The organism is Pseudoalteromonas sp. CNAT2-18.1 (assembly GCF_022347865.1).
Taxonomy (GTDB): domain Bacteria; phylum Pseudomonadota; class Gammaproteobacteria; order Enterobacterales; family Alteromonadaceae; genus Pseudoalteromonas; species Pseudoalteromonas ruthenica.
The window spans coordinates 652,358-669,373 of the sequence record NZ_JAKRFR010000001.1; the positions used below are offsets into that span (position 1 = coordinate 652,358).

The window sequence follows — 17,016 nt, forward strand, 5'->3', positions numbered from 1 at the left end:
TTACTCGTGACTCTGCGGGGCATTGGAGCGGGGTTGCAACAAATAGAGCCGAGCTTTCAGTGATTCAATAGCCACCTGGCGGATAATTAAACGCAGGGCCACAAAAGCGGCAATGGCAAAGTGGATAGGGCCGTGGGTAAGACCAAGCTCAGGCTGATAAATTAATGCCCCGAATAAAATAAACAAACACACCAACCACGCATCTATAAATTGGTTAGCATAAAAGTGCAGGGTGCCTTCGTGTTTATGGTCTTTTTTAATGCGTACCGAGCAAAAAAACGGCACCACCTTTACCTTGAATGCGGCGTTTTTTTCGCTGAACTGTTCGCCCAACTGCTCAAGGGCACTGCGTAAATCGTCAATCATGGCCATCTCACCGAAAAATCAGAGCGCGCAGTGTACTGTATTGCTGTGAAGCTGTCTAAGGTCTGTCGAGCATGGCGGCAATCATCAGCAAGTGACACACAAATACCACTGAGGTAAGCACAAAGCGCATCTTGCGATAGTCCTTGTGGTGCTCTGCCCATTGCGGCTGTTTTACTTCAATGGCCAGCACCAACCAAAAACTGGCGCTTAACCACGCTAATGTGAACAGCTCATTGCCCAGCGCCAACAGCGGCAGCGGGATGGTGGGAATAACAGCAGCAATGGCGCGCCCATAGCTTTGCTCACCGGGGCGCCATAACTGACCGGCAAGGAAGCTCATAATCGCGATGCCATAATAAATGAACATGGTGCCAGCGTACTCAGTGCGACCACTGAGCATGCTCCATCCAACCAAGGCTAAAAACGGCAGTAATCCTAAGTAACCTAATTGGATATGATTGATATAACGGGCAATAGACAAAGTAGACCTCAGCGCGGATGCTTTTCTTAATTGTACGTGGCGCAGGTTAAAGAGTTCAATGAGTTCAGGCGAAAAAGCCATTAACGGTCTGAGAAATCGCAGTAAGTCTAAGCGTCAATCATATTTATCGATGGTTATAATCGAATCAATCTGTTTTATTTGTTAAAGCACAACCTCTATCTTATTCATCAACGCAGCGGCACACGCCGCTAATTATTTAAAACTGATGACAGACAACATGAGGTAATTTATGAGCAACTCATTGATCAACACTAAAATCCAACCTTTTAACGCAACGGCTTATCACCAAGGTGACTTCGTTGAGCTAAGCGAGCAAGACCTATTAGGCAAATGGTCAATCGTGTTTTTCTACCCAGCGGACTTTACTTTCGTATGTCCTACGGAGCTAGGTGACTTGGCTGACTACTACGCTCAATTGCAAGAAATGGGTGTTGAAGTTTATTCAGTGTCTACGGACACTCACTTCACCCACAAAGCGTGGCACGATTCTTCTGAAACCATTAATAAAATTGAGTTCCCAATGATTGGCGACCCAACTGGCAAAATCACTCGCAACTTTGGTGTGATGATTGAAGAAGATGGCCTAGCGCTACGCGGTACTTTCGTTATCAACCCTGAAGGCGAAATTAAAGTGGTTGAAACGCACGACCTAGGCATTGGTCGCAGCGCTAAAGAGTTAGTACGTAAAGTACAAGCGGCGCAGTACATCGCTACTCACGATGGTGAAGTATGCCCAGCCTCTTGGCAGCCAGGTGAAGAAACGCTTGCACCTTCGCTAGACCTTGTCGGCAAAATCTAATAACGCCTAAATCGCAACACTCGGGCGGTGGCAACACCGCCTTATTTTTCTAACGCTTGAAGAGGCTAACCATGTTAGACAGTACCATTAAGAATCAATTATCAAGCCATTTTAGTGCATTGACGGGCAATATAGAGCTGGTTCTAGCCCTCGATGAAAGCAATAAAAGTAAAGAATTAGACACCTTGGCCAACGATTTGGCCGAGTTGAGCCCGCGCATTAGTATACGGCAAGACCACCAAGCAGCGCGACGCCCTGCGATGCAAGTACTCGGCGAGCAAGGCACCTCGATTACATTCGCTGGGGTCCCGATGGGTCATGAGTTTACTTCATTAGTGCTCGCTGTACTGCACAGCGGCGGTGTGGCAACCAAGGCCGATGAGGCGCAACGCACGCAAATCCAGGCCTTAGATAAAACCCTTAATTTTGAAATTTACATCTCCCTGAGCTGCCAAACCTGCCCAGCCGTCGTGCAAGCGCTCAATACCATGGCGGCTTTGAACTCTCAGGTGAATGTGACCATGATAGACGGTGCCTTGTTCCAAGAGGAAGTAGAGCAGCGCAACATCATGGCGGTGCCTACGGTGTACTTGAATGGCGAGCTATTTAGCCAAGGCGCTATCAGCCTCAATGACATTCTTAACAAAGTCGATGAGGGAGCTGCGGCGCGCCAAGCCGAACTATTGAATGAAAAAGACCCTTATGACGTATTGGTAGTCGGCGGTGGTCCTGCGGGTGCATCGGCTGCTATCTATGCGGCGCGAAAAGGGCTGCGCACCGGTATTGTCGCTGAGCGCTTTGGTGGCCAAGTAGCCGATACCATGGCCATTGAAAACTTTATCTCGGTCAAAGCCACAGAGGGCCCGAAACTGGTAGCTCAGCTAGAAGAGCATGTGAAAGAATACAATGTCGATGTCATCGATAATCAGCGCGCCGCGCGCTTAGACAGCGATAACCGCGCCATCACCTTGGATAATGGTGCCACACTGCAAAGCAAATCTCTGATCCTCGCCACGGGGGCACGCTGGCGGGAAATGAATGTGCCAGGTGAGCGTGAATACCGAGGCCACGGGGTTGCTTATTGCCCGCACTGTGATGGTCCACTCTTTAAAGGTAAGTCGGTAGCGGTGATTGGTGGCGGTAATTCAGGCATTGAAGCAGCGATCGATTTAGCTAACATTGTTGAACATGTGACGGTGCTGGAATTTGCCGATACCTTACGTGCTGACGACGTGCTGGTTAAAAAGGCGCAGAGCCTTACTAATGTCACTATCATTACCAATGCGGCGACCACCGAAATTGTTGGCGATGGCAATAAGGTAACCGGTCTTAATTACACCGACCGCGAAACACAACAATCGCAGCATGTAGCCTTAGCCGGCGTATTCGTACAAATCGGCTTAGTGCCTAATACCGAGTGGCTGAAAGACAGTGGTCTGGATTTAAGCTCTTTTGGTGAAATAACGATTGATGATAAAGGCGCGACTAACCTGCCTGGGGTCTTTGCCGCTGGGGACGCCACCACCACGCCTTTTAAGCAAATCATTATTGCCATGGGCGCAGGAGCCAGTGCCAGTCTTGGCGCCTTTGATTACTTAATTCGTCACAGCGACGACCAAGCGCAAAGTGATGCCGCTTAAAGTAGATACTGCACACACCCTGAAATCTCCAGATGTGTAGTCCCCAAGCCGCTCAATGAGCGGCTTTTTTCCTGTGCTGTGAAATTGAAAGCAGCTGCCACTGCAAGCGGTAAAGCTGATTGTGCATGTCCCCCTACCGATTAAGTGGTTTTATTTGAATGCCGCCCACTTATACTTATGCCGCGCTACCGGTGTTGTTAGCTGTCATTTTTCAGTTTATTTTTCATTGCGTTACCTTCATTAGCGAATTTCAATTTTACAAGGTATGCTAGCGTGTAAAGCAGGGACAATACCTGTTAGTCAGACCGTCGGCGGAGGATTAATGCCACATTTTGTAATGGATTGCTCACAGGACATCTTCGTCTCTCATGATGAAGCCTTTATTATTGAACAACTTTTTTTGCAAGCTTGTGCTACCAATTTGTTTGATGAACGTGATATCAAAGTCAGAATAAATTCTTTCGAAAAATACTCTGTAGGTAATAAGCGAGAGCCCTTCATTCATGTTTTCGCCTCCATCATGCAAGGCAGGACGACTGAGCAAAAGGCGATGCTATCGCAGCAAATGGTATCAAAGCTGGTAACTTTATTTCCGAATGTTCCGAATATCGCCATGAATATCAGTGACTTTGAAATGGCCACTTACTGTAATCGTACAATGGTGTAACTCGTCACATTACCCAAACCTATGGTGACATTCAGTGCTCGCTTTGGACAAATTTGCCAATGAGTCGCTTGAATTCAATCGCATTACTGGCTTCGAGGAACGCGACTGGGTCTTTATAAACATGTTATATGAATTAACCGAAAACGGAGTTTTCAATGAAAAAATACCTATTCTTTGCAGTATCAATTTTGGTTTCAGCATCGTTATCCGCCAAAGAGACAAAAATTGATCTAAATGAACTTGCTCAAAAGTATTTCGATACCATGGTTGCCACGCAAAGCCCAGGAGCAACAAAAAAAGAGCTGGAGACCCATCTTAATTTACTTACAGAGGATGTTGGGCATTCGCACTTACCTTGGGTGACAGATGATTCGCGCTTACCAAATGGCAAAGAGGCAATGAGAAAAGGGATGACTTTTTATCTTGGCGCCCACAGCGAATACAATGCAGAGCTATTGGATGTATTTACATTTAACCACTCAGCAGTGGCTATAAGATATAAAAACTACGCTAAGGGCACCCACCCTGAAAATAATCAACCGATAGAATATAGCCAAGTCATGATGGAAGTATTGGAAATTGAAGACGGCAAAATTGCGGTAATAAGAAAATACCATGAGTAACTTTGCCCATTGAGTAGGGTGCGAGGCCTTAAGGAGAGAAAATGAAGTACCTGTATATATGGCTACTTATCCCTATTTTTTGTATCCCCCTGGTGCAAGCAGAGATTATCTATGATGAAGCTAGGGATATTTAGATGGCAAAAAGGCCGCCAGAAAAGCGGTTATGAGAAAATGTTGCTGGCAAGGGCATGGTGGCCGCTAAAATTCGATGTCTACTTGCTCAAGTTCCCACAAGGCTGTGAGGTGCCCACGCACACTGACAAAGTAACCGCAGGCCGGCATTATCGGCTTAATATTATCCTCAAACAAGCACGCTGTGGCGGTCAGTTTGTTTGTAAAACGCCTATTTACAGCTCTAAACGAATCAAGTTATTTCGCCCCGATATCAGTGAGCATGCAGTTACTAAGGTCACCTCAGGCAGTCGTTATTTGTTAAGTATTGGTTGGGTTCGTGGCCATTAAAAGACCAACTGACGTCCATCGTATTGATCACATATGGGTTAGCGTGAATCGCTAATCACACTCGTTTTTTACATATTATCTCGGGGTGAGAACAGTAATTTTTTAAACTGGATTGGCGCATTTGCTTATCTTCGAAAATAATTAAGTAGCAACTGCTGTTGCATGAAGTGCATGGATAGGCACAAAAATCTTAGTTTAAATTACGAGGGTGTCCCATGCTCAATACCATGTCTGTAAAGATGCGACTGATTATTTTGTCCATAATTCCAATTGTATTACTTATTATTTCAGCGACGCTGAGTATGTCTCAACTTAATACCATTGGCGAGGGCGTTGACAGTATTTATAAAGATAGGGTGGTGCCATTAAAGCAAATTAAAGTGGTGTCAGATAATTACGCGGTCAACATTGTCGATTTATTGCATAAGTATCGCGCTGGCGTTATCGACAAATCGCAAGTTATATCTTTGATTGAACAGGCGAAAGCCACCGCGCAGCAGCACTGGCAGGACTATTTACAAACTAAACTCACAACCGAAGAGCAGCGCTTAACCGAAGACGTGGATGAGCACCTCGCACCAGTGGCTGAGAAAATTGATACGTACATGCGGGCCATAGAAAATGGCACCTTTAAAGCGATGGACCAATCGCAGTTTGTAGCCGACCTTTACAGTGTTTTTGACCCACTCAGTGGCAGCTACGCGGCACTTATCGATTTGCAGCTATCAGAAGCGCAGCGGTTTCGCGACAGTGCCGATGAGCAAGTTTCTCACGTCACCACCTTATTGTTAGTCTTTATTATCTTGACCATTGCCTTTATGTCTTTATTGGCTTGGTTTATCTACCGCTCTATTCATGGGCCTTTGAGCCACTTGCAGGGCACCATTCAAACCATTGCCGAACAAGCCGATTTGACCCTGCGTGCTAAAGTCACCGGGAAAGACGAAATAGCCACTACAGCTGAGCACTTCAATCATATGCTTAGCCGAATCCACACTTTGGTTACTGACGTCACGGGTGCGACACTGACGTTGTCATCGGCGTCAGAGCAAATGCAAGCGATCAGTGCCCAGGTGGCCTCGACTGCAACCCAGCAAGAGCAACAAAGTGCGATGATAGCCACCGCCATTACACAAATGAGTGCAGCGATTCAAGAAGTGGCTCAAAACGCGCAAAATACCTCGCAACATGCTGCATCTGCGGATGGCTTGGCAGAGCAGGGCAGTCAAACCATCGATGATAACCTTGAGGCTATTCGCACCTTATCTCGTATTGTTGCGCAAAACGCCCAATTGATTGGTGAGCTGAATGCCCAGTCAAATGAGATCAACCAAGTGGTGCTCATGATTCAAGGGGTGGCTGAGCAGACCAACTTGCTAGCGCTGAATGCTGCCATTGAAGCTGCCCGCGCCGGAGATTCAGGGCGTGGCTTTGCGGTGGTCGCTGATGAAGTTCGTACACTGGCACACAATACTCAACAGGCCACAGAAAACATCAATACCATGATCGCCAAGCTGCAGGATATGGCTGGCCAGGCGGTGGCAGCAATGCAGAGTGCCGATGACAGCGCCAAAGAAAGTGAGCATCACAGCCAAGAGTCGGCAACCGCCATTAACCGTATTCGTGAAGCGGTCGCTGACATTGCCGATATGAATTTACAAGTATCTACAGCCACCGAAGAGCAGACGACAGTGGCTGCGGAGATAAGCCAAAATATTAATGAATTTAACGACAGCATTACCAGCGTATCGCAAAGCTCACAGCAAAACGCCGATGCCAGTAAAGAACTGGCGCAGCTCGCTGATAGCCTGCAACAGCAAGTGAAAGCCTTTGTGGTCTAAATACGCACTCGCTAATTGATGCTTAGCCGCTGCAAATAGTCTAGCCCTTGCTGGCAGCCTAGAGTGTAGCCGTGGCGTAATTTGGCGGCGTCGCGTGTGGTTCTGCCTACAGCAAACTCTGGTTCGGGGGCAATCACCTCGATATGACAATCCGGCGGCGGTGAATGGATAAATTCTAAGCTTTGGTTATATCCCTCTGCTCGGCGGCTCGAGGCACTGATCAGTGCCGGGGTATCGCGCAGTAGGCGTCGTGTTACCCAGTGTGAGCGACTCGGTTTTTTGCGATAGCCCAACGGCTGGGACAAAATCACGGTGATGCGCTTTGCTCCTTGTAAGTAAGCCTGTTGCACGGGGATGGAATCGCTCAGACCCCCATCGGTATATTGCTTATCGCCAATTTGCGGATAATCGCGATAGGCCAAAGGCAGCGCACAAGAGGCTTTTAAAATCGCTTCTAAATTATCGGCGTTGGCTTTTAAATACTCCGCTTGACCGTTGGCGATGTTGGTGGCCACCACATAAAATGGTGCGGCTTGCTTCGCAAATGTCGCTAAATCTAAGCGGATATCAGCAATGGTCTGTTGCCAAAGCCAATCTAAATCAAACAGGTGCCCGCCGCGTGCAAAACGTAGGTAATTAATAAATTCAGGTCGACACGAGTAATCCGTGATCACCTTATAGTTGCGCTGGTGTTGTTGGCACAAATAAGCAGCGATATTGGTTGCGCCAGCGGACACTCCAAAATACATATCAAAGGGCTGGTAGTGCTGATGTAGCCACGTATCGAGTACGCCGGTGGCAAAAATACCACGCATCGCGCCCCCCTCAACAACAAGGGCATGGCTTAGAGATGAATTGGAGATAGGTAAAACCCTGCATACGCTTTTATTTACTACCTCAGCAACTTAGCATGAATTTTATTTGCGCAGCAATGGGCAAAAGGCGGTGTATAGGGCACCGCCATAAAAGTGATCAACGATTGGTAACTGCATCCTTACCATCGACATAGTGTTTAACGTCGCTGGCTTTACCCGCTTGTTCACGCAACAAATAGAAGCAGCCGCGAGAACCTGGATTGTCGGAGTAGCCTTGAATGCCAACAACGGCATCTTTAGTCACATTGCCCACGTACTGCAAAGTCGGGTAGCTATCGAAAGAGATGATCACCAATCCCTCCTCTTGCCACCAGTTACCGCCTCCGTATGGGTAGCTCCATGTGCCATCGGCATTAATTGTAAATAACGCAGCGGTAATCGGCGTTGAGCCCGCAGTATTACAATTCCAATTGACATGGTTGCGCCAAGTACCGACTACCGAGGTCGAAGACGCAGCTAATACAGAGGAAGTTGAAGCAAGAGATAGGCCGATAACACAGGCCACAGTAGAGAGTGATTTCACTAGTTTCATAATTATATTTCCTTATATAGATGTGTTTTTGCGTTTTGGTTACACACAAGAGCAATCCTTCAGTCCTGTTGTGTCGCCACGCGACTTTGAGATTAGCTAAAAAAAGCATAGTTTCAATGCTGATTTAACAAAAAAGTTACATATGGATGATTTTTAGGGAAATTTAGTTATCGATATGACCGGCAAGTTAGAGCGGTGATTGGTTCCAAAGCGGGCAGTGGTGCCTATCACTCTTTTATGAGCAGTTCTTGTGCATTCACAACGGGTGGAGATGAAAACGGGTGTAATATAGTCGCAAAACAAGTACAATTGCGACTATATATCATTCCCGAGTATCATCCGGCGCGCATGACCGACATCACCACACACCAGGCTTCTCGCAAACGCTTACTTATTGCGCTCGCTATAACCTGTAGCTTTATGGTCATCCAGCTAATAGGGGCTTATCACGCGAACTCTTTAGCGGTGTTCGCCGATGCCGGTCATTTATTTGTGCACAACAGCACGTTATTTATCGCTATTTTGGCGTCCTCTATCGCTATTCATTTGGCACGCAACTTTAATGAAGGCTATAAAAAAGCCGAATTAGTGGGCGGGCTTATTAATGGCAGCCTGTATTTGGGAATTAGCTTAACCATTTTGTTTCTTGGCTCTGAGCGGTATTTTGAAATGCATGAGGGGCATCACAAAGACGTTAACACCACCATTATGGCGTGGGTATCAAGTATCGGCTTTGTCTTTCATGGATGCGCCGCATGGGTGCTATACAAGGGCCGCAAAGACAGCATTAATGTGTACGCGGTGTTTCTCCATACTTTCTTTGATTTACTCTCCACCGTCAGTACCCTAGTGGCCGGTGTCACTATCGCGCTCACTGGGTGGCAGCAATTGGATGTGCTTTTTAGCATGGTGATAGCCGTGTTCGTGTTATTCACCGGTTTGCGCCTTATTGTACAGTGTATAAAGCGGTTGCAGAATCAAGAAGGGCGTTTGCCCAGTGCACAAGCTATTGAAAAGGCGATGACTAAACTCGCTCACGTACACAGTGTGCACAATGTGACCGTGTCTCGAATTGACAAGCAGCTCGCCGTTGGTGCGCATATCGTGTTGAAACATCAATGTACTGTCGCGGCTCATGATGCTGTCTGTCGAAACAATGCCGAACAGATGTTAAAACAACGCTTTAATGTTGAGCACAGCGTACTGCAAATAGAGGCCCATCCGCACTCCGAAGATGGACAAGCGCATCACTGTGTACAACACTAAGACTATGCAGTTCCTATAAGTTTTTAAGCTTTCCTACAAATGAGCACAATTCGCACCGGACTTCAAAGCAGCAACAAGTTCATGGTGGCTTGCTTACTCGGCCTGATTGGCGGGTTGACGCACCTAATACCTGTATGGTTTTTGGACAGCTCTGAGTTTTTATTCGGGCAAATTTTTGTGTTGCTGAGCCTCGTTGCCTTGGGCTTACGCTACAGTGTTATCACCTTGGCTATCGCCTCTGCTTTTATCTTTTATCGCTGGCAACATGCTTGGCCCAGTATCGCATTTTTGCTCGAGTTGATATGGCTGCATTGGTTTTGTTGTCGCCGCTTAAGGCGTCCGTTATTGCCATGGGGTGGGGTCTTTTGGCTGCTGATTGGCTTGCCGCTGCTGGTGGTTTTTGGTCATTGGATGGTCGAGTTGCCGTGGTTATCGCTCACCACTGCTATTTTCAAGTATTTACTTAACGCCATTATTTCATTAGCTGTAGTTGACCTATTAAGCTACTTTTTACCCTTTATAGTTTGGCACTATCGGCAAAACTCGCTCAAACATATTCTCAGCTACGTGGTCAGTGTATTGATTCTATTGGTGGTGCTGTTGACGACCGTGATTTTGGTTAACGACCACTATGAACGTATAGAGTATGAGGTCAATACACAATTACGTGCCCATGCAGATAGGGTATCACAACAAATAGATAGCTACCTGGAACAGCACCAAAATGCCATTGTTTCGGCGCGCGATACCTTGGCGCAAGGTGTTGATGAGCGTTGGCAGCTTAGTCATTTAGGGCAAATGTACCCTGGCTTTATTTCTACGGTACTGATCAATCAGCAAGGGGTGGCGTATGTGGGATGGCCCAAGTCGCTTCTTGATGGGCTCTCCGCACAGCAGCGAGATGTGACAGACCGCGATTACTTCACGCAAGCGCACAGCCACCCTAACGGCTATATTTCCAGTGTTTTTCGCGGTCGTGGCTTAGGTGACAACCACATTGTTGGCATCTCTGCACCGATATACGAAAAACAACAGTTTGCAGGCGTGATTGAAGGTTCGCTGCGATTAGAGTCCTTTCGTCGCTTTCGGCCCTACTTGTTTGAGCAACAAGGGGAATTGCTGGTCATTGATGCCAACAATCACGTGGTGTATAGCAGTGTAAATACTTACAAAGTGCTAAGCCACCTCGAGCAACCTGCTTTAGCGGAGTTTAACGGTGATTCAAGCGCTTTATACCGCTCTGCTAACAATGAGCTGTATTACAGCCGGTCACTTAATAGCCCCCAAACAGGTTGGACGGTCATCGCTATGATGAACCGCCTCCATGTAAACTCTGTGGTCGCTTCAACCTGGTTGTACGTGTTGCTGCTCACGCTGGTACTCTTGCTGCTGGCAGGGGTTTTCATTCGCCAGCTAAGTCAAAGATTGGTGGCGCCACTTAACTTTTTAACCCAAGTAATGCAGCGCTACCCGATGCTGCCAAATAAGACGCCGCTTAGCCAACACGAATGGCAGGAAGTTCAGCAACTACACGAACAGTTTGATTCGCTGGTGGTGCAACTCCAGCAGAGTTTTGAGCAGCTAGCACAATCCGATGACCGCAACCGCGATTTGAACAAACAATTAACGCGCTTTAATCAAGAGTTGGAGCGTAAAGTACAAGAGCAAACTGCAGAGCTCAAGACTGCGGTGCATAGGGCGAACCAGGCCAGTCGAGCAAAGTCACAGTTTTTAGCTAACATGAGCCATGAGCTGCGTACACCCATGAACGGTGTACTCGGGATCACCGACATTTTGCTGCAAGACTCGCAGCTGAGCGCCCAGCAACGCCAGTATTTAACCACCTTGGATGCAAGTGCACAAAACCTACTGCAAATTCTTAACGACATACTGGATTTTAGTAAAATTGAAGCCAATGCCTTGGAATTGAACGCACAGCCATTGGCTACACGAGCATTTTTCACTCACGTAGAGCAGGTATTTAATAGCGCCAACGACAACAAAGAGGTGCGCTTTGCGTGCGAAATTGCCCCGAATGTGCCCTCTAGTATTCGTGTTGATGAGCTCAGACTCAACCAAGTGATCACCAACTTATTAAGCAACGCGAAAAAATTCACCGAGCGAGGAGAGATTGTCCTTAGCGTGCAATACCGCGATGATGAGCTTCAAGTGACGGTACGTGATACTGGCATAGGCATGAGCGAAGAGCAGCAAGCACGTATCTTTACGCAATTTACTCAGGCTGATGTGTCAACAGCTCGGCGGTACGGAGGCACTGGTCTGGGACTGGCAATCTGTCGCTCCTTGGTACAAAAAATGGGCGGCGATATCTGCGTTTCCAGCGATGAAGGAGAAGGCAGCTGCTTTAGTTTTACCATCAAAGCGCCAGCCTGTGAGGACATCGAGGTTAACCAACATAGCGAACTCTCGGCGCCTGATTTAACTGAGCGACACGTCCTGGTGGTTGAGGATAACGCTGTAAATCAATTAGTCCTTGCCAAGATGCTTGAACCTTTGGGCTGTGAGGTGGCCATCGCTCAAGATGGGGTGCAAGCTTTGGATATGCTCCAGCAGCAACGCTATGATGTGGTGCTCATGGATTGCCAAATGCCGCACATGGATGGGTATCAATGTACCCAACATATTCGCAAAGAGCCGCACAAATATGGCGTCATGCCCGTTATCGCGATTACTGCCAACGCCTATGAAGAGGACAAAAACCGTTGTTTGGCGGCGGGGATGAATGCCTTCGTTTCTAAGCCACTGCAAGCGCATCAGTTGCACCGCAGTATTCGCGCTGTGTTAAATATTTCCCACTAACTAGGCGTAAACTCAAAGCATCGGCGACACTCAAGCACTACAAACTCTTGGTTTTATCAATCACGCCATCGATAAACTCACTCGATAGCAGTGTTTGTGCGTCCACTGGTCGAGCAAAGAAGAATCCTTGTAAATGGTGACACCCTAACTTATTGAGGAAAAAGATTTGCTCTCTGGTCTCCACCCCCTCGGCGATACAGTATAGGCCAAGGCTGCGCGCCAAGTTGTGAATGGTGCGAATAATGGATTCATTGGTTGGATTTACCCCAATTTGCCGTACAAAGCTTTGGTCTATCTTAATGACATCAATGGGGAATTGACTCAAATAGGTCAGTGATGAGAAACCAGTGCCAAAGTCATCAAGGAAAAGTTTGAATCCGGCGCTGTGCAAGCGGTTAAGTTGCTCTGCCGCTTTGGTTTTATCCTCTAGTAGGGTGTTTTCGGTGATCTCCAAGCGAAGCTGGGTGGGGCTAACATGGTGAAGAGCCAAAATATCTTGTAGGCGGTCGCTTAAATTCGACTTTAAGATATGAATAGGCGACAGATTCAAAGATAAATAGAAATCATCAGAGCTCTCAAACCAAGGCTTTAAATCGCGCAGGGCTCTGTGTAGTGCTTGCTCGGTAATGGCATCAATTAAGCCTATTTCCTCGGCGATGGGGATAAATTCTCCCGGAGAGATAAAGGTGCCTTCATGTGGCCAGCGCAGAAGGAGCTCCACACCTACGATGCGCTTTTGGAAGTCATGCACAATGGGCTGGTAGTGGTTGAGTAACACCTCATCGCGATAGGCATCTTGTAACGCATTTTCTAGCATTAACTTATGGGTAATGCGGTTGTTCATTTGTTCGGTGAAGAACTTATAGCCATTGCGGCCCGCATTCTTGGCATGGATCATCGCCATATCGGCATTACGAATAAGATCTTCGGCGTTATCCGCATCGAAAGGAGACAACGCAATTCCCACACTGACAGAGATATTGATAGTAATATTGCCAATTTTTATGGGTTGCTCTAACACCTTGGCTAAGTGCTCAGCAAATTCACTGAGCATCTGTGGTGAATGGACATGTTCTATCAGTAACAAGAACTCATCGCCACTTTGACGCGCGAGCAGCGCATTGTCGTCTAATTGTTCGCTGATGCGCTCACAAATGCAGCACAGCACTTGGTCACCTACGGCATGGCCAAACGAATCATTTACCGGCTTAAATTTGTCCAAATCAATAAATAATAAGGCCAAAAGGGAAGCGTTTTCTTTCGCATAGTCAATTGCTTGGGATATTTTTGAGCGCATCATAGTGCGATTCGGTAACCCGGTTAAGGGGTCGTAATTGGCTAAGTAGCGTAACTCGTCTTCAGCACGCTTTTGCTCGGTCAAATCGGTGATCACGATGACGTAGTAGCTTACCTCATCACGGTTGTCGTTATTATCACGGCACACCGCAGTGACGCTTATTTGCACTGGATGGTGGCGATTATGCTTGGTGCGGATCTGCTCTTCACAACGCCAGTTCTGCCCCGCTTTTAAGCGGCCAATGATACTCATGTACTTCTTATATTTGTGTTTACCTAGAGCACGCACAAATGGCTGAATATTAAGTTGTGGCGCTTGCTGGCTGGCAAAGGCTTGCAGGAAACTATGATTGGCGGAGAACGGCTGCATATGCTCATCTAAAATCAGTAACCAATCGCTGATCTGGCTGATGGCTTCACCTAATACTGTGGCTTGCTGCGCTGAGGCTTTCGCGTCGGTGATATTGGTATAGATGCCTGATACGACTCGCGCATGCCCCTGTAAGTCGCATTCGGTAATGCGCCCGACTTCGTGATACCACAGCCATTCACCACTGCTGTGAGCAATGCGATAGGTGCACTCCCAAGTGCCTTGTTCCCCTTGTTTTAAAAAGCGCTTCCACTGGGTACGATAGCGCTCCACATCATGGGGATGAATAAGTTCGGCATGTTGCTCAAATGAGCAGCTCAAAAAACTGTTAGCATAACCGAGCTCGTCGCTAAGACGCCGCTGCGCAAATTGGCGCTCAGATACATAGTAGTGCCACACACCGCTGTTACTGCTTTGCAGAGCTAGGTTGGTTTGCTGTTGCGAGTTGACCGCTACACTGTGGGCGTCACGTAATTTGCGTTGTTGTGCGCGTAAGTACATTAGCCAAGCGCCAATAATCGCAATGGCGAGCAAGGCATACATGGTTTTTGCAAGCGGCGAACGCCATGGCGCGTAGGCCACATTAACAATAAGACGCGCCTCACGTGAGTACTTGCCGGAGACGGGGTCGAAAGCACGAATGCTTAGTTCATGGCGTCCGGGGTTGAGTTTTGCAAACTGTAAGGTGTTGTCTTTGTAATCGTTATAAGTAAAGTCGCTGGCACCCGATAAACTAATGCGGTAGCGCACTTGGCTGCGGTGTAAAAAGTTAAAACTAGAAAAGGATATTGTCAGCCCGAGGTCGTCGTGTTGTAACTGTAGCGGCTTGTCAATATAACTGATAGGGGAGTAATCGATTGAACGAGATAATAAATCAATATTGGTGATTTGCGGTGGTGGTGCAATATACTGGGTGTTGCCAGAGACGAAGTCTGTCGGGTCTATTTCCAATAACCCTTTTACGGTACCAAATACTAGCTCGCCGTTGCCTCGCTTAAGTACCGCGAAGGCGTTAAACTCCGATGCGGATAGGCCATCTTCTACGGTGAAATAGCGCACGTGTTCAGAGTTTATATTTAATCGATACAAGCCGTTGTTGGAGCCAAACCACAAGTAACCTAAATCATCCACCACTGGCGTATACACGCCAAGGTTCTTTAATCCTTGTTCGAGGCCTATTCGGGCGCGAACCTCAAGTGTTTCCATATCAAGAGCAACTAAGCCCTCGTTATCGATGCTTAACCACAAGGAATTATTCTGATCGACCGTCCAGCCATCAATATAATTAAAGTGCTGCGGGTTCGTGTTGGCGGATTCATAAACCACCTCAACTTGTTGGCGCGAGGTGTCATAGCGATAAAGCGTACCGCTATGGCTGAGCAGTGGGTCGTTCGGATGATTAGGCAGCGGCGATAGAAAGTGCGTGGCTAAATCAGGCAAAAGCGCACGATTTAGTGCTGGCACATCGGTAATGCGGTTGGCCTCGGGGTCATACATATAAAAGCCACTGGGGGCGATAAAAAACGCCCGATTGTCAGGTAACTGCACAAGCCCGCCATAGTAACTCTGGGGGTCGAAGCTTTGTGGTCTATCTGCTTTTTCTAACGGTCGGGTGAGGGTACTGGTTTTGATGTTAAATAGCTCACTGCCGTAGCTCGAATCTAACCAAAGCGAGTCTGGTTGATGTGTAGCTGGTGAGATACGATAGATAGTTTGTTGGCCAATGGCGAGCTTATCGTCCTTATTGACCAAATATGCCTCACTCTCACCATTGGCACTGAGACGATTGAGGCCGTTATCGCTGCCCACCCACAATGTACCATCGGCCTGCTCATGCATGCCCCAAGCGATATGCCCATGTTTATATTGGCCGCTAGGAAGCGTTCGCTGGCGAAAACGCATAGACAGCGGCGACCACGAGAATACTCCTTGGGAGCGAGAGCTGAGCCACAACATGCCACCTTTATCGCGAAAGAGTACTTGGATACTGTTGTCGCTGACGGCAAAGCGCGATTTACTAAATTGGACCAGTGTTTGCGCGCGCAAAGATTGCCGATTAAATTGTTTTAAGCCCTCATCTGTGGCGATAAAGTCATAAAGCCCATAGCGTTGGAAGCCCCATATGTTGTAGCTTGGCAATAATGTTCTAAATGTATTGGGGCTCGAGAGGCTCATGCTGTACAAGCCTTCTACCGTGCCGATCATCAGGCCGAATTCACTGTCAAAGCGCAACAGTTTCACGTTTTGCTGATCGCCGCTCGGCGCTTCGCTCTTGGGTAGGTAGTTAATTTGCTTCACTCGGCCTTGTTGGTAATGGTAAAGGCCATTAGATGCACCGACATAAAGCCCATCTTGATGTGGCAGCAAGGCGCGGATGATATGGGTTTCATTGGCAATACTAAAGGCATGGGTGAGTGAGTTATCGGTTAAATCGAGACTGAAAATATGATGATTTAAGCCAAGCCAAACACGCTCAGGGTTCAGGGGATCTTGAGCGATTGCAGAGACGCTAACATAGTCTATCTTGTGTTCACTAAGGGTGTTGGCAATGATTTGCTTGGAAGTGAGTGTGGCCGGGTCGACCAAGTACACGCCGCTGAACTGCGTCGACACGAGTAATTTGCCATTTGCTAGTTTAAGCATGGTCAAAATAAAGTCACTACTTAGCGCCGAGTGTTGGCTCTCAAAAAGCGTTACCTTATAGCCGTCGTAACGATTTAAACCACGCCCTGTGGCGAACCACATATAGCCGAAATCGTCTTGGGCTATGGCACTAACCGAGCCCTGAGACAAGCCCTCATCAGTGGATAAACGTTGGAGCTGATAGCCGTATCCAGCATCGTTGACGTGTGCCTGTGAGGGTGTAGCAAATAAATGCAAAAGCATGAAAAGCACAGTAATACATGCGCTATGTAGACGACGCAATGGCTGACCCCAATTGAAGTTGAAACCAACAT

At 47.5% G+C, this 17,016-nt stretch carries 13 protein-coding genes; 8 read left to right on the forward strand and 5 right to left on the reverse strand.

All coding sequences use genetic code 11. The features are described from left to right. Both MHM94_RS02765 and MHM94_RS02770 read right to left on the reverse strand, forming a co-directional pair. Entirely contained in the window at window positions 1–366 is a 366-nt protein-coding gene (locus tag MHM94_RS02765) for a hypothetical protein (protein ID WP_026111246.1), read from the reverse strand. A gap of 55 nt (window positions 367–421) precedes the next feature. After that, window positions 422–841 carry a DUF3429 domain-containing protein gene (locus tag MHM94_RS02770; RefSeq protein ID WP_045979059.1) on the reverse strand — a complete coding sequence of 140 codons (420 nt, stop codon included), beginning with the start codon at window positions 839–841 and terminating at the stop codon, window positions 422–424. 256 nt (window positions 842–1,097) lie between these two features. On the opposite strand from MHM94_RS02770, the gene ahpC reads away from it, so the two are divergent. The 6 genes from ahpC (at window position 1,098) to MHM94_RS02800 (ending at window position 6,900) form a co-directional block, all read left to right on the forward strand. Beyond that, window positions 1,098–1,667, forward strand: a complete 570-nt coding sequence (ahpC, locus tag MHM94_RS02775; RefSeq protein WP_045978974.1) for an alkyl hydroperoxide reductase subunit C — start codon at window positions 1,098–1,100, stop codon at window positions 1,665–1,667. 71 nt (window positions 1,668–1,738) lie between these two features. Next, window positions 1,739–3,307, forward strand: coding sequence for an alkyl hydroperoxide reductase subunit F (ahpF, locus tag MHM94_RS02780; RefSeq protein WP_235418732.1), 1,569 nt, complete (start codon window positions 1,739–1,741; stop codon window positions 3,305–3,307). Window positions 3,308–3,629: 322 nt separating this feature from the next. After that, complete coding sequence (locus MHM94_RS02785; protein WP_130145786.1) at window positions 3,630–3,974, forward strand: 5-carboxymethyl-2-hydroxymuconate Delta-isomerase; 345 nt, start codon at window positions 3,630–3,632, stop codon at window positions 3,972–3,974. Between the two features lie 155 nt (window positions 3,975–4,129). Then, window positions 4,130–4,597 carry a nuclear transport factor 2 family protein gene (locus MHM94_RS02790; RefSeq protein ID WP_045978977.1) on the forward strand — a complete coding sequence of 156 codons (468 nt, stop codon included), beginning with the start codon at window positions 4,130–4,132 and terminating at the stop codon, window positions 4,595–4,597. 114 nt (window positions 4,598–4,711) lie between these two features. Next, a complete protein-coding gene (locus tag MHM94_RS02795; protein ID WP_235418802.1) occupies window positions 4,712–5,059 on the forward strand; it encodes a 2OG-Fe(II) oxygenase in 348 nt (115 codons plus the stop codon). 227 nt (window positions 5,060–5,286) lie between these two features. Continuing rightward, on the forward strand, window positions 5,287–6,900 hold the full coding sequence (locus tag MHM94_RS02800; RefSeq protein ID WP_257221108.1) for a methyl-accepting chemotaxis protein: 1,614 nt from the start codon (window positions 5,287–5,289) through the stop codon (window positions 6,898–6,900). 11 nt (window positions 6,901–6,911) lie between these two features. Here MHM94_RS02800 and MHM94_RS02805 read toward each other — a convergent pair whose 3' ends face one another. Further along, window positions 6,912–7,763 carry a patatin family protein gene (locus tag MHM94_RS02805; protein WP_328282750.1) on the reverse strand — a complete coding sequence of 284 codons (852 nt, stop codon included), beginning with the start codon at window positions 7,761–7,763 and terminating at the stop codon, window positions 6,912–6,914. A 109-nt stretch (window positions 7,764–7,872) separates the two neighbouring features. After that, on the reverse strand, window positions 7,873–8,307 hold the full coding sequence (locus MHM94_RS02810; RefSeq protein ID WP_022944611.1) for a hypothetical protein: 435 nt from the start codon (window positions 8,305–8,307) through the stop codon (window positions 7,873–7,875). A 348-nt stretch (window positions 8,308–8,655) separates the two neighbouring features. Between MHM94_RS02810 and MHM94_RS02815 the strand changes: the two genes are divergently transcribed. Next, entirely contained in the window at window positions 8,656–9,573 is a 918-nt protein-coding gene (locus tag MHM94_RS02815) for a cation diffusion facilitator family transporter (protein ID WP_045979060.1), read from the forward strand. A 39-nt stretch (window positions 9,574–9,612) separates the two neighbouring features. Beyond that, a complete protein-coding gene (locus MHM94_RS02820) occupies window positions 9,613–12,393 on the forward strand; it encodes a hybrid sensor histidine kinase/response regulator (RefSeq protein ID WP_235418734.1) in 2,781 nt (926 codons plus the stop codon). A 37-nt stretch (window positions 12,394–12,430) separates the two neighbouring features. Here MHM94_RS02820 and MHM94_RS02825 read toward each other — a convergent pair whose 3' ends face one another. Continuing rightward, the gene (locus MHM94_RS02825; protein ID WP_235418735.1) at window positions 12,431–16,945 is read right to left on the reverse strand and encodes an EAL domain-containing protein; all 4,515 of its coding nucleotides are present in this window, start codon (window positions 16,943–16,945) and stop codon (window positions 12,431–12,433) included. Window positions 16,946–17,016: the final 71 nt, after the last annotated feature.